This window comes from Microbacterium rhizosphaerae, assembly GCF_034120055.1.
Taxonomy (GTDB): Bacteria; Actinomycetota; Actinomycetes; order Actinomycetales; family Microbacteriaceae; genus Microbacterium; species Microbacterium rhizosphaerae.
The window spans coordinates 1739644-1752797 of record NZ_CP139368.1; the positions used below are offsets into that span (position 1 = coordinate 1739644).

General features: G+C 64.6%; 11 protein-coding genes and 2 pseudogenes. 10 read left to right on the forward strand and 3 right to left on the reverse strand.

Annotated elements, in window-relative coordinates; all coding sequences use genetic code 11:
* Positions 1-290: 290 nt before the first annotated feature.
* Positions 291-524: pseudogene (locus SM116_RS07615) on the reverse strand (transposase); the annotation flags it as partial.
* A 281-nt stretch (positions 525-805) separates the two neighbouring features.
* Here SM116_RS07615 and SM116_RS07620 point away from each other — a divergent pair.
* A complete protein-coding gene (locus tag SM116_RS07620; protein ID WP_320944126.1) occupies positions 806-2041 on the forward strand; it encodes an IS110 family RNA-guided transposase in 1236 nt (411 codons plus the stop codon).
* Here the strand turns inward: SM116_RS07620 and SM116_RS07625 are convergent.
* Together SM116_RS07625 and SM116_RS07630 are read right to left on the reverse strand one after the other, a co-directional pair.
* Positions 2028-3089, reverse strand: a pseudogene (locus tag SM116_RS07625) (IS256 family transposase); the annotation flags it as partial. The gene SM116_RS07620 and the pseudogene SM116_RS07625 overlap by 14 nt on opposite strands.
* 255 nt (positions 3090-3344) lie before the next feature.
* Positions 3345-5243 (reverse strand): DUF6541 family protein, encoded by a 1899-nt coding sequence (locus tag SM116_RS07630; protein WP_320943846.1) that lies wholly within the window; start codon positions 5241-5243, stop codon positions 3345-3347.
* A 261-nt stretch (positions 5244-5504) separates the two neighbouring features.
* Between SM116_RS07630 and SM116_RS07635 the strand changes: the two genes are divergently transcribed.
* The 9 genes from SM116_RS07635 (at position 5505) to SM116_RS07675 (ending at position 13153) form a co-directional block, all read left to right on the forward strand.
* The gene (locus tag SM116_RS07635; protein WP_320943847.1) at positions 5505-5921 is read left to right on the forward strand and encodes a type IV pilin protein; all 417 of its coding nucleotides are present in this window, start codon (positions 5505-5507) and stop codon (positions 5919-5921) included.
* 82 nt (positions 5922-6003) lie between these two features.
* Complete coding sequence (locus SM116_RS07640) at positions 6004-6375, forward strand: type IV pilus modification PilV family protein (RefSeq protein ID WP_320943848.1); 372 nt, start codon at positions 6004-6006, stop codon at positions 6373-6375.
* Positions 6372-6911 (forward strand): prepilin-type N-terminal cleavage/methylation domain-containing protein, encoded by a 540-nt coding sequence (locus tag SM116_RS07645; protein ID WP_320943849.1) that lies wholly within the window; start codon positions 6372-6374, stop codon positions 6909-6911. The genes SM116_RS07640 and SM116_RS07645 overlap by 4 nt, the downstream gene beginning before the upstream one ends.
* Positions 6912-6970: 59 nt before the next feature.
* Positions 6971-8506, forward strand: coding sequence for a hypothetical protein (locus SM116_RS07650; protein ID WP_320943850.1), 1536 nt, complete (start codon positions 6971-6973; stop codon positions 8504-8506).
* Between the two features lie 3 nt (positions 8507-8509).
* Positions 8510-9409, forward strand: coding sequence for a prepilin peptidase (locus SM116_RS07655; protein ID WP_320943851.1), 900 nt, complete (start codon positions 8510-8512; stop codon positions 9407-9409).
* 69 nt (positions 9410-9478) lie between these two features.
* Positions 9479-10627 (forward strand): type IV pilus biogenesis protein PilM, encoded by a 1149-nt coding sequence (gene pilM, locus SM116_RS07660; RefSeq protein WP_320943852.1) that lies wholly within the window; start codon positions 9479-9481, stop codon positions 10625-10627.
* On the forward strand, positions 10627-11277 hold the full coding sequence (locus SM116_RS07665; protein ID WP_320943853.1) for a hypothetical protein: 651 nt from the start codon (positions 10627-10629) through the stop codon (positions 11275-11277). The genes pilM and SM116_RS07665 overlap by 1 nt, the downstream gene beginning before the upstream one ends.
* Positions 11277-12020: a hypothetical protein gene (locus SM116_RS07670; protein WP_320943854.1), complete on the forward strand. Its 744-nt coding sequence runs from the start codon at positions 11277-11279 to the stop codon at positions 12018-12020. The genes SM116_RS07665 and SM116_RS07670 overlap by 1 nt, the downstream gene beginning before the upstream one ends.
* Positions 12017-13153, forward strand: coding sequence for a type IV pilus twitching motility protein PilT (locus tag SM116_RS07675; protein ID WP_320943855.1), 1137 nt, complete (start codon positions 12017-12019; stop codon positions 13151-13153). The genes SM116_RS07670 and SM116_RS07675 overlap by 4 nt, the downstream gene beginning before the upstream one ends.
* Position 13154 lies beyond the last annotated feature (1 nt).

The window sequence follows — 13154 nt, forward strand, 5'->3', positions numbered from 1 at the left end:
CCCAGATTGTGATTCGAGGTCCCCCGACCTCGCGGCCGAGCCATTCGCCGGCTCAGACGATTCGGACCCTACGCCGCTGCCGCCGAGAGCACATCGGGCGTTCACCCCATTCAGGATGACGAAAGGTTGTCGTCCGAGCGACTGGCGAGCCCGGCGGCGGCGGACGCCCGGCTGAGGTTGTATCGTGCGACCCGATGGCGCGATCGCCGTGCTGGCGGAGGAGGCGACCGCCCCACTGAGTCACGATCGGACGAGGGGGGGTCAAGTCCCTTTTCGTGGTGTAACTCGGGCTATGCGGTGAGGATGAGCTCGGCGTGGGGGTGTTCGGTGTCGTCGTGGAGGGTGTGGACGAGCCGGCGCATGGACGTGTCGGAGAAGTAGCGGCGTTCCCCGTACTGCCATTCCTCGTGCTGCTCCTGCAGGACCGCGCCGATCAGGCGGGTCACGGAGTCGCGGTCGGGGAAGATCTGCACGACGTCCGCGCGACGTTTGATCTCCCGGTTCAGCCGCTCGGTGGGGTTGTTACCGGGTATGAAAGTCGTGGGTGCCTCACGTGTTCGTCTGGCTGGCTGGGTCCTCGGGCTTGGTTCTACGGTGAGACCGTCCGGAACAGGGGCTCCTAGGGAAATCGGTATGGGCAGGCCGTTCTTGATCGATGGGCTGAGCGCCCGAATTGTTAGATGGCCGCCCTTGCGACTTGTCCGGCTGCGCCGTGAGCGCGAATCCGTAGGTGTCGGTTGCCCAACCCTTTCCCGCCTCAAAGAACGAGTGGGGAGAGGAACGCATCATGCCGAGATTCATCGGTTTGGACGTGCACCGCGACTTCGCGCAGATCGCGATCGTCGAGGCCGGGGTGGTGGTCGATGCCGGCAGGGTGGATTGCCGGCCGGAAGCGCTGCGGGCGTGGGCTGCTCAGCTGACCGTGGATGATCAGGTCGCTTTGGAGGCGACGGGCAACAGTGACGCGATCGCTGGACTGTTGTCACAACACGCGGGACGGGTGGTGGTGTCCAACCCGCTGAAGACGCGTGCGATCGCGGAAGCGAAGATCAAGACCGACAAGGTCGACGCGAGGATCCTCGCGCAGCTGCTCGCGGTGGACTTCCTGCCACCGGTCTGGCTGCCCGATGATCGCACCGCGATGCTGCGACGGATGAGCACGGCGAGAGCGAGTCTGGTCAGACAGCGCACGCAGACCAAGAACCGGGTGCATGCGGTGCTGCACCGGAACCTGATGCCGCGGCCACCTGCCACAGACCTGTTCGGCAAGACCGGACGGGCATGGCTCGAGACGCTGCCGCTGCCGAAGGACGAGCAGGACGCGGTCACGTCGCTGCTGCGACAGCTCGACTTCCTCAACACCGAGCTCGCCGCGGCGGACCGGGCGATCGCGCAGCAGGTGGTCGGCGACCAGGCGGTGCGCAGGCTGATGACCATCCCCGGCGTGGACGTGATCGTCGCGGTATCGATCATCGCCGCGGTCGGCGACTTCTCCCGGTTCGAGTCTCCCGACAAGCTCGTGGCGTATCTCGGGCTGCATCCGAAGGTCCGGCAGTCGGGGAACTCACCGGCGATCCACTCCCACATCACCAAGACGGGACGTGCGTCGACGAGAGGGATGCTGGTCGAGGCGGCATGGGTCGCGGCGAAAGCACCCGGACCGCTGCGGGCGTTCTACCACCGCGTCAAGAACCGGCGCGGGTTCCAAATCGCCGTGGTCGCGACCGCGCGCAAGATGCTCGTGCTCGCCTGGCACCTGGTCACCAAGGACGAGGACTACGCGTTCGCCCGGCCCAGCCTGGTCGCGTTCAAGCGCCGCAAACTCGAGCTGGCCGCCGGCGCCCCGAGAGACTCCCGCCGCGGAGCGGGCTACGACTACAACGACAAGCAGCTGCGCCGTTTCGAACGAGAACTGGTCCAGAAGAGCGAGCAGGCCTACGAACGCCTCGTCGCAAGCTGGCAACCATCCCGGCCGGCGGGCGCCGACCGGATCGACTTCCACCCCACCCCCGAGACGGAGACCACACCCGCGAGGACTTGACTATTTCATCCGTCGACCACACCTTCTGCCAGTGCTCCCGGGGCAGCACCGCGAACCCGGTGAGGTCGGGTTCGGCGGCCTCGAGCATGACGGTGATCTCCGGGAACGAGGAGCGGAGGCTGTCGGTGACCTGGTGATACTGCGCGACCACCGCCTCGGCGGTGGTCTGCGCGAAGATCGTGGAGATCAGCGCGTTGACCGGCTTGGAGCGTGCAGAGCCGAGGCGCTGGGTGACGTTGCGGGCGAAATGGACCCGGCATCGTTGCCACCCGGATCCGGGCAGGATCGCTTTGACCGCGTTCTTGATGCCGGCGTGCGCGTCACTGGTGACCAGCGTCACCCCGAGCGGGTCGGCGTCGGTGGCGACCTTCAACCCCCGGTCGCGGAGGCTGCGGAGGAACTCGGTCCAGAAGTCGATCGTCTCCGCGTCGCCGAGCGCCATCCCGAGGATCTCCCGCCGCCCCTCCCCGCTGACCCCGGTGGCCACCACGAGGGCTTGGGAGACGACATGGCCGCGGACCCGGACATCGAGATAGGTGGCGTCCAGGAACAGGTACGGGAACCAGGTGTGATCGATCCGGCGATGCAGGAACTCGTGCACCGACTCGTCGATCTCCGCGCAGATCCGGGACACCGTGGACCGGGAGATGCCGGTGTCGTTGCCCAGCGCCCGGACCAGCTGGTCGACTTTGCGGGTGGAGACCCCGTCGATCCAGGCCTGGCAGATCACCGCGTAGAGGGCCTTGTCGACCCGGCGCCGCGGGGACAGCAGCGACGGGAAGAATGAGCCTTCGCGCGGTTTCGGGATCTGCAGGTCGACCTCCCCGGCCGGGGTCGCGAGCGTCTTCGGACGCGTCCCGTTGCGGCGGGTGGTCCGCTCCGCAGTGCGTTCGTGCGGGGCGGCACCGATCCTGACCGTCGCTTCCGCGTCGATCAGGTCCTGCAGGCCGGCCTGCAGCATCCGCCGGAACACGTCCGAATGCGCGAGGTCGGGGTCGGCGAGAACTTCTGCGATCAGGGTCGTCAAGGCAGACTGGGTGTGGGTCATCGTGGGATCTCTTCTTGCTTCTTGGCGGAAACAGACAGGGTCCTCCCACGATGACCCATCTACGTCAACAACCACGAGGACCCCGCAGGAATTGACACCACGCTAAGAGACGCACCCCGAGGGGGCGATGGATGCCGCGACCCCGAGCAGATCCTCCGCCACCCGAGCCTCGCTTCGCCGACAGCCTCAGTGTCGCCGTGCCACTTTGGGCCGAACGGCTGAGACGGTCCTAGCGAACTGCTGTTGGCCGAGCCCTCAGCCCAGGCTGCACCCGACGATCTTGTAAAGCGAAGAGTCGCCGACGCGATCGATCAGCTCCATGTTCGGCGAGTTTTCGAGCTGCTTCAGACCTGGGTATTGCGGACGGCTTGGCAGGGTCTTTCCACCATGCAGTTCGAGGACCCAATCGACGCCGAGCTTCTTTGCGGCCCTGCAGGCGGGTCCATTCGCGCTCGAGGTTGAGATCCCATCGAGGAAGACCTTCGTCTGGCCCGTAATCGGCGCGAGCATGTGGGGTACAAGTACCTGGCGTCCGGTGAGGGCAAAAGCGAAGCTCGCCCCCGTCCATGGGTCGCCGGCGATCACCGCATTAGCCGGGACTAAAGACGGTATTCGGGCGAGCAGGGTACGATCGTCGGCCGATACACCAACCGGCGATACGTATTGATTGTCGGTGGGCGTGAACATCGACTGCATGAACCTGGTCGCATTCTGTGCAGCCCAAGATTGAACCATTGTGCACGACAGTATCAGCGCAGCTGCGACCTCTGCGATCCGGAATCGTGCGGGGTGCGTGGAGAAGTCCACGTGCCGACAGCTCCATACCCAAAGCCACTCCGCGCCCCGCGCAGCGAGCGGGATAACGGCAACGGGTGTGAAGGCTGCGATACGCATCGCGTCCGCATACCAGGGCTCTGTGAAGAGTAGCCGGACGAAGTCATAGTTGCTGGAGGCCGCGATGTAGACGGCGCATGTAAGCGCCCAGATGCCGGTGGCGACCCAACCCGACAAGCCGCTGAGTCGAATAGCCGCGATGATTCCGACGATTGTCAATACGGACAGAACGAGCGGGATAGGTTGACCGGCGAACCCTCCAAGGACGGCTTCGCCAATCGCTTGTGCTGTTGATGATTTCCACGTGGTCGACTGCGCAAATCCGGTTCTCGCTAGAAGGATCACGGCGAAGGCAATGGCCGGGCAAAGGATTGCGACCAGGATCGCGCGACTGGATGTGATTCTCCGCGCGCTACGCTGCGCCCAGAGCGCGCCGTAGACCATGGGAAGAGCCATCACAATCAGCATGACCACTGCGGATGGGTGCGCGCCCACGATCCCCGGGAGGAAAAGAATCGACAGCGCCAGAGCGACTAGCGAAGGAACCGAAACGCGTGCAAGGCCGAGGCATCCCGCGAGAGCTGCGATGGATGCAGGGAGCATCGCTACGGAGAGGAACAAGGGGTAGGTACCCATATAGGGAAGGAGGATTAGCGGGTATACGGCGAATCCGCTGCAGATCGCTCCGGCCGCGACAACGAGAACGGTCGCCGCGCCGAATAGCGTGCGCGCCAATAAGATGGCGCCAGTGGGCCACACGAGACACGCGACCAGGAGGAGCAACGCGTTCGATGCCACCGGGATCGCCACCCCCGACAGTTGGCAAGCTAGCGCGACTGTGGCGTGCCACGTCGTGGGGTAAAAGCTCACGACCGAAAGAGGGTCGAGCCCCCGCATGACATGGAGGGGGGAAGCGTCTCCATGATCGAGCACCCACCTCACCGCGTTGAGGTGGAAGACGTTGTCTCCTGCTTGATCGAATCTATCCGGCTCTCCAATTGCGATGATGAGCCTATACCCGATAAGCGAGGCGCCAGAGCCGATAGCGACTACCGGGGCCCACCTCCATCCCACTAATGGGGACTTTCTCGTGTCACGGATCGTAAGCATGAACGCGAACGCGACTCCCGCAATCACGAGCGCCGTGGCGAGAACCGTCCACCAGGCCCAGCGCACTCCGGTCGCCGCGCTCCAGACGGATGCGACCGCTATGGCGGTGAACCCGAGGAGGGGTGTTGCCGCGGCTAGCCACAGGCCTCGAAGCCGCAGCGCTACTGCGATGAGGGCACCCGGCAACCCGATCACGATCAGTGCAGCCACGAACGCGAGCAGCAATGAACCCCAGTTCGCTGTCCCCATAACTTGCGATCCTAAGCATCGCGGGCTTCGCGACTCACGTCGAGGAGGCGAACTGAGGTTGGCGTCCGGAATGCTGAGCAAAACTTGAGCCGTCTTGCGTTGACCTCATGCGACGTACTCCCCGAGAATCCTGTGTGGGGATGCGGTCAACCGCTGGGGAAAGCCGCAAATCTCGTTCTGGGGGGCGAACGACGCATCTGACCACCGGGCTCCGGTGGCCCGATGCGTCGCCACGCCCGCGCGAACGCCATGTTCATCACGTCCTGGGGAGTCAAGCGAATGCTTACCGTCCGCAACTACATCGAAGCCGCCAAGCGGCGCAAGTACGAAGAGACCGGCGAAGAGGGCTTCACCCTCATCGAGCTCATTATCGTCGTGGTCGTTCTCGGTATCCTTGCCGCGATCGCTATCCCGATCTTCCTGAACATCCAGGACCAGGCCAAGCAGAGCGCCGCTGACACCGCTGCGGCCAACGCGGCCACCCAGTGGGCTACGGCAACCGCTCAGGGTAGCACTCCGACGTTCACCAACTTCACCAACGAAGGATGGGTTATGAACACCAGCGGTACGACGCTCGACAACTTCTGTGTCACCGCCTCGAAGGACGGCAAGACCGGCAAGTCGGGCCCGGGCTGCTAGAGCTCTAGATCCAATTGGGGCGGGGGTCCGGTTAGACTGGACTCCCGCCCTTTTCCATTCGCAGCTGGGGAGCCGAATGTTGGTGCGCAAGCCCGATGACGAGGGTTTCGGCCTCGTTGAAGTGATCATCGCGTTCTTCCTGCTCGCGATCATCGCTGTCGCAATCCTTCCCGCCCTTGTCAACGGCATCCGATTCTCCGCCGCGCAGTCGACCGTCGCCACCGCGACGCGACATCTGAACGGGCTCGTCGAGGAGGCACGAACCACGCCCACCTGCGCGACGCTTGTTTCGGTCGCGACGCCGGCCACGTTCACGGACGGCCGAGGCAAGACCATCACGAGTTCTGGCACCGTCGGAACATGTGCGTCCGGCTCCGCAGTTTCACTCGACCTGAAGGCTGCTCAGGGCGGAGTTACGTTGGCTTCCGTAAATGCTCTGGTCTACGTGCCATGACCAATCGGCATCATGATCGTGCAGACGAAGCCGGGTTCACCCTGGTTGAACTTGTCGTCGTCATCGTGCTCGTCGGCATCCTTGGGGGTGCCGTTGCAACGATTCTCGTCAACTCATGGACCACGCAAAACGATGTGACGACGACGAGCCAGGCCACTGATAGAGGTCAGTTGATCGGTCAGAGCATCGAACGCGCCGTCAGGAACGCGCAGGCGATCGACGTCTCGAGCGACGGCACCATGCTCCGTGTTCACACCACCCAGCCTGGTTCTAAGGCGTGCCAGGGGTTCTGGTTCACGGGAGGAGCTGTCTACATGACTCAGCGATCTGGCGCGCTTCCGACGACTGACGTGACAACGTGGCCGAAGGCCTGGCAAGGTCAAGTCGTCCAGCATTCCGGAAATCCATTCTTCTCAACCGACGGGGTGACAGTGACGTACATGTTCGATATCGATACGGATTCGGCGCCTGTCTCTTTCGCGGGTGAAGCGGCGATGCGCGTGCCGACGACAGGGGTGACGACACCATGTTGGTGATATCGAAGTGGCAGCGAAGCCTGCGAGAAGCCCACGCCGGCGACGAGGGTATCGCCCTTGTGGCGGTCGTCGTGGTCATGTTGCTCGGATTCATCATCGCCAGCACAATCGCGGCCACGGTCCTGTTCACAATTCAAGCGAATAGTACGAATAGGAGCACGACTCAGGCGTTCATTGCGGCCGAATCCGGTCGCGATCAGGTTGTTTCCCAAATTGTCAATGCCTGCAGTGGAATGAGCGCAACGAGTACATCTCCCCAGTTCACGTCCCAGGCCTATACGACGACGGGTTCCCAGCCATCGTCGCCCACGGGACTCACGAAGACCTGTCCGACGAAGGACACCACGTATGTGCTGATCCAATCGACCGGTACGGGCCCGGACGGTTCCACGAGCACGATCAACTCCGTGTATCGATGGTCCGCGACCTATACCAATGTCCCTGGCGGGGTCGTGACCTACTTCTCCGGGAGCGTCTCGCAGGGCGTCGCGCACTACACCGGGGATCTTGTGCTTCGTAACGGCGACTGGTCATGTCTGCAGAACGGCATTCTGGACGGCGATCTCTACGTGCTGACCGGAACGGTCAGCTTCAGCAACAACTGCACCATCAACGGCGATGTGTGGTCGAACGGATACGTCTCGAGTAATTCGCTGGCGTGGAAGGTCAATGCGAACGTCCCGAACGGCAGCACCGGCAGCATCACCACGAACGGCTACGTCGACTTCACGGCCGATGGCAGCCCTACGATCGCGGGAAACATCAGCGCCGGTGGCACGGTGACGCTCAAGGCCGGAGGCGGCGGCGCGGGCAAGGTCGGGGGCACCGTCACGTCGAAGACAACGGCGAGCGTGGCCTCCGCGTGGACCACCGGCGCCGTCACCCAGAACACGGGGACCGACCCTACCTTTGTGCCGACGCTGGACTGGCTCCTCGCAGCGACGAGGTGGATCGATCTGAACAACACATCGGGGTGGGGCACGATCACCAACGGCGACTGCAGCGCACTCAAGAACGCCGGCACTGCCACGGCATACGTTCAGCCGCTGATCACCTCGGGCACGACTCCACTCGTACTGGACTTCACGAGCTGTACCAAGGCAACCAATCTCAATCTGTCGACCGCGAGCCCCATTACCCGAGATGTCGCGATTATCACGGGCCCGAACAACACGATGACGATCAACGTGAGCGGGCTCACCAGTTCGACCGTCCACCAGCTGATGTTCATCCACTCCGATGGCAATCTGGACGACCGCGACGCGGACGGAGCCCCTCAGCCCACATGTGGCAGTACGGGGACCATGAATGCGGCCGACGGATTCGGCACTGCTGGGACGATCAGCCCGAACTTGCACATCATGATCTACTCGCCCTGCGGGCTGAACGGCACTGTGACGGCGAGCTTCTCTGGCCAGCTATACACGAACGACACGACGAATTTCCATTCGGGATCGGCGTACACGTGCCAGACGATGTCGTGGCCGAGTGCGCTGCCCAGCCTGGGGTGCAAGATCAAGGGACCAGGCGGCATCGGCAATGACACGACGGTCACTCAGAAGCTCGGCTCGCTCATTGTTCAAACGGAGCAGTAGCGCGTGACTGCCGATTCCCCTGCTCTGACAACCTTCGTCGTCCTTTTCGCCGGCCTCTTCGGGCTCGTGATCGGTTCGTTCCTCAACGTCGTCGCTTACCGCGTGCCGGCAGGGATGTCCATCGTGCCGGGCAGCAGATGTCCGAACTGCGGTGCACCGATCAAGCCGTGGCAGAACGTCCCTGTTCTCTCGTGGATCGCACTGCGAGGAAAGTGCGCCGAATGCAGCGAGGCGATCTCGCCGCGATATCCGATCGTCGAACTGGTGACCGGCGTCTCTTTCGCACTCATCGCGTGGGTCGCCATCGGGATCTCGACAGGCTCGATCACCAGGCTGGGCTCGAATGTCGGATTGACTGCGAACACAGCCTCGGCGTTTGGCGGCGGAGCCGACAGCATCGCCTTCTGGCTTGTGCTCGTCGCCTTCCTGTATTTCTCGGCGATCTCGATCGTCCTCACCCTGATCGACCTCGACACAAAGCGGTTGCCGAACGCCATCGTCCTGCCTAGCTACGTGGTTGCCGTCATCCTCTTCGCCGCGGCAGCTACCCTGACGAACGACTGGGCAGCGCTCGTCCGCGCGGGGGCGGGGATGGTCATCCTGTACGCCTTCTATTTCCTCCTGCGCGTCATCCGCCCCGGCGGCATGGGCGGGGGAGACGTGAAGCTCGCGGGTGTCGTCGGCATCTATCTGGGATGGCTCGGCTGGGGGGCGCTCATCATCGGATCGTTTGCGGCCTTCGTGCTTGGCGGACTCTTCGGCATCGGGCTCATGGTCTTCCGCAAAGCCGGGCGCAAGACCGCCATCCCGTTCGGGCCGTGGATGCTCGCCGGCGCATGGGTGGGCATTTTCTTCGGGCAGCCGATAGCGAATTGGTACGTCGGGATGCTGACGGGCACATGACTTCGCCCCTCGACATGGTCGAGGTGAGCGATAGTGACAATGGGGAACACGAGACGTGGGGAGGCGCACATGGCGAAGACCGCTGTGGGCATAGAGATCACCGAGGAGAGCGTGCGCGCCGTCGAGGTCGCCGGCGGACGCAAGCCGCAGATCGTGGCATACGGCGAGGTACCTCTGCCGCCCGACGCCGCGCGCGACTCCGAGGTCGTCGACCAGGGCGCGGTGGCGGTCGCCATCCGGCAGCTGTGGTCGGGCGCGGGGATCAAGAGCCGCGACGTGACCCTGGGCGTGGCGAGCCGGCGCATCCTCGTGCGCGAATACTCCACCCAGGCGATGCGTCCTGATCTGCTGAAGCAGGCGCTGCCCTACCAGGTGCAGGACCTGTTGCCCGTGCCGGTGAGCCAAGCCGTGCTCGACTTCTATCCGCTGGGGCAAGACGGCGACCAGGTGCACGGCCTGCTGGTTGCCGCGGTCTCCGAGACGATCGAGCAGATCATCACCACCCTCGGTCGCACGAAGCTGCGCGTCGTGGGCGTCGATCTGACGGCCTTCGGACTGGCTCGCGCGTCGGCGGTGATCGCCAACCCCGGAGCGACGATTGCCATGGTCTACATCGGCGACCACACGACCCAGGTCGTGGTGGCCCGCGGAGGGGTGCCGCAGTTCGTCCGCCTCATCCCGGTCGATGTGCCGACGGCGGCCGTCCTTCGGACATCCGGCGGAGCGGTCAGCACTCCGGCCGCGCAGGTCGCTGCCCCGGCGCCCGCGCAGACCAGCGCCGCCGACCTCGAAGCCCTGTTTGCCATGGCGCCTGCCACACCGCCTTCGGAAAAGGGATCTGCAGGGTCGAATACGGGACTGCCGGCGGACGCGACGGCTGCCGCGCCGCTCTCGACCAGCGGCATCCTTCCCCGCACGAGAGGACAAGCACGGGGATCTGGACCGGACCCGTCGATCAACGACGTCGTGGCGCGCGTGCGCTCCACCCTGGCGTTCTACGCCGGTCGCGAGGGCGCGCTTCCTCTCGCCGGCGTGATCGTAAGCGGGGCAGGCGCGGCCGTTCCCGGCATGGCCGGCGCTCTCGCTGCGGCCATCGATATCCCGGTCCACGCGATCGGGGTGGATGCTGTGGCTCAGGTGCGGGGAGCAGCCCCGGCCGGTGAGCTCTCGCTGAACCTCGTCTCCACCGTCGGCATCGCACTCGGAGAGGACCGCTGATGGCCCGCAGACTTGAGCCCGCCTACGCGGGAGTCCCACGCGTCAACCTCATGCCGCGGTCCGAGACCGACCGCCGCGAACGTGAGGCACTCGGCCGCAAGTGGATGTGGGGCGTGCTCGGCGCGATCCTCGTGGCCTGCATGATCATCGCGGCCGCGTTCGGCCTGACCTGGGTGGCCAATGAGCGTCTCGCCGCAGAGCAGGCGCAGACCAACCAGCTCGTGACCGAACTGGTCGGGCTTTCGGACGTCAGTGGTGCACTCGCCAGCCAGCGCGAGCTCACGCAGTTCCGTGCGCAGGCCATGGGCTCCGACTTCGCGTGGGCGCCCGTGATCGGTGCTGTCACAAGTGCGCTTCCGGGTGGCACGACGCTCACCGGGTTCGACGTCACCTCGGGCGGTAACCCGGTGACGGGCAGCGACCCGAAGACCGCTGTGGGTCTGGTTGGCACGTTCACGGTCAACAGCGCCACTCCTCTGGACATGGCATCAACGGTCCGCGCCGTTCGCGGCGCTTCCGGGGTGATGGCGGCGGATGGTATGGCCGTGACCGCGAGCAATGTGGTCGTCGGTCAGTACCAGTACGAGCTCAGCGTGACGTTCAACCAGACGATCTACTCGGGCCAGTACGACACGAAGGTGGCGAAGTGATGCCGAAGCAGATCATCAATCTCATCGGCATCCTGGTCTCGGTCGCCGTGCTAGCCCTTGGCATCTTCCTCGTCGCGATGCCGCTGGTCACCCAGGCGCTCGGAGTCAATGCCCAGGCGGACCAGGTTTCGCACACCAACGTGCTGTATCAGGCACAGGTGGATGCGCTGAATAAGGCGAAACAGAACAAGTCCGCGACGGATGCCGCGGTGGCGACGCTCCGAGTGCAGATCCCGGCCGCGCCGCAGCTCGATGATGTGTTCGACGTGGTGGCGCGTGCCTCGGAATCGTCCGGAGCCACGATCGCGACCATCACCGCAGGTACCCAGACCGCCTTCGTCGTGCGCACAGGCCCAACGACCCTGAGCGAAGAGAAGGCGACCTCGAATCCCACTCCTGCGCCGAGTGCGACCGCGAGTGGAACGGTCGGCGATGCGCAGCAGGCGAAGGACCAGTCGAACGCGCAGACAGCACAGACGAATGCGGCAACAGGTGCGACCTCGGCCGCTGGCGGCCAGACTGCGACCGGCCAGACACGGACGCAGATCGATTTCGCGATCACGATCAAAGCCACGGACATGAACCAGGTCACCGCGTTCCTTGACGGACTGCGCGCCGGTCCGCGTCTGCTGAGCAACATCACCTCGACGGTGACGCAGAATGGCACCGGCATTCAGGCGAACGTCACGGCGCTGACCTTCGTCGACGGTGTGACAGCGCCGACCACGAAGGGAGCGAAGTGATCGACTCCGAACTCAATCGGCTCCTCGCCGCCGCCGGGCGTCGTCGAGCTTCTGACGTCCACCTGACGGCTGACCGGCCACCCCTTATGCGCGTCGACGGCGACCTCATGCCGATCCCGGGGTTCGAAGCAGCGCTCACTCTGGAGTGGCTGGCACAGGCAATCTTCTCCGTCATGAGCGAAACGCAGCGCGCCTCACTCGATCGTCACGGTGAAGTCGACCTCGCCTACAACGCGCCCGGTCTCGCTCGCTTCCGCGTGAACGCGTATCGGCAAGAGGGCTCGCTCGCGGCTGCCCTGCGATTCATCCCCGAGCGCGTCTACACGCTCGAAGAACTCGGCGCGCCGGAGATCTGCCGAGACCTCGCACTGAAGCCCCGAGGGCTCGTGCTGCTCACCGGCCCGACCGGTTCGGGCAAATCCACGACCCTCACCTCGATGGTCGACATCATCAACCACACGCGGCCGGCGCACATCATCACGATCGAGGACCCGATCGAGTTCCACCACGAGAGTGCGATGTCGCTCATCCACCAGCGAGAGATCGGGGTCGACACGGCATCGTTCTCCGAGGCGTTGCGGCGGGTGCTCCGCCAGGACCCGGATGTGATCCTCATCGGCGAGCTGCGTGATCCCGAGTCGATCTCCGCAGCCCTCTCCGCCGCAGAGACGGGTCACCTCGTGCTGTCGACACTGCACACGCAGGGCGCGGCGAAGTCGATCAACCGTATCGTCGACGTCTTTCCGCATGACCAGCAGGCCCAGATCCGCACGCAGCTCGGCGACACGCTGCAGGGTGTCGTCAGCCAGACCCTGTTGCCGCTCTCACAGAGTGAGGGCCGCACGATCGCCACCGAGGTTCTCGTCAATACGCCGGCCGTCGCGAACCTCATTCGCGAGGGGCACGTCGCCCAACTGGTGACGGCGATGCAGGCCGGGTCGGAACTCGGTATGCATACGCTCGACCAAGATTTGAAACGTCTCGTGCAGGACGGTGAGATCGCGGTGCAGGTGGCCCGTGCCTTCGCCGCCGACCCCAAGACGCTCGACGGTGTGCACATTCGTCCGCAGGAAGTCGACGTGGAAGCGTGGGCCGAGCACGGCGAACGCCAAGTGCCCGTGTGGGGGGTCTGAA

Excerpts from the sequence above, each read along its gene's own strand:
- SM116_RS07635 (WP_320943847.1), top strand. The coding sequence starts at position 5,505 with ATGCGTCGCCACGCCCGCGCGAACGCCATGTTCATCACGTCCTGGGGA.
- SM116_RS07645 (WP_320943849.1), top strand. The coding sequence starts at position 6,372 with ATGACCAATCGGCATCATGATCGTGCAGACGAAGCCGGGTTCACCCTG.
- pilM (WP_320943852.1), top strand. The coding sequence starts at position 9,479 with ATGGCGAAGACCGCTGTGGGCATAGAGATCACCGAGGAGAGCGTGCGC.
- SM116_RS07665 (WP_320943853.1), top strand. The coding sequence starts at position 10,627 with ATGGCCCGCAGACTTGAGCCCGCCTACGCGGGAGTCCCACGCGTCAAC.
- SM116_RS07670 (WP_320943854.1), top strand. The coding sequence starts at position 11,277 with ATGCCGAAGCAGATCATCAATCTCATCGGCATCCTGGTCTCGGTCGCC.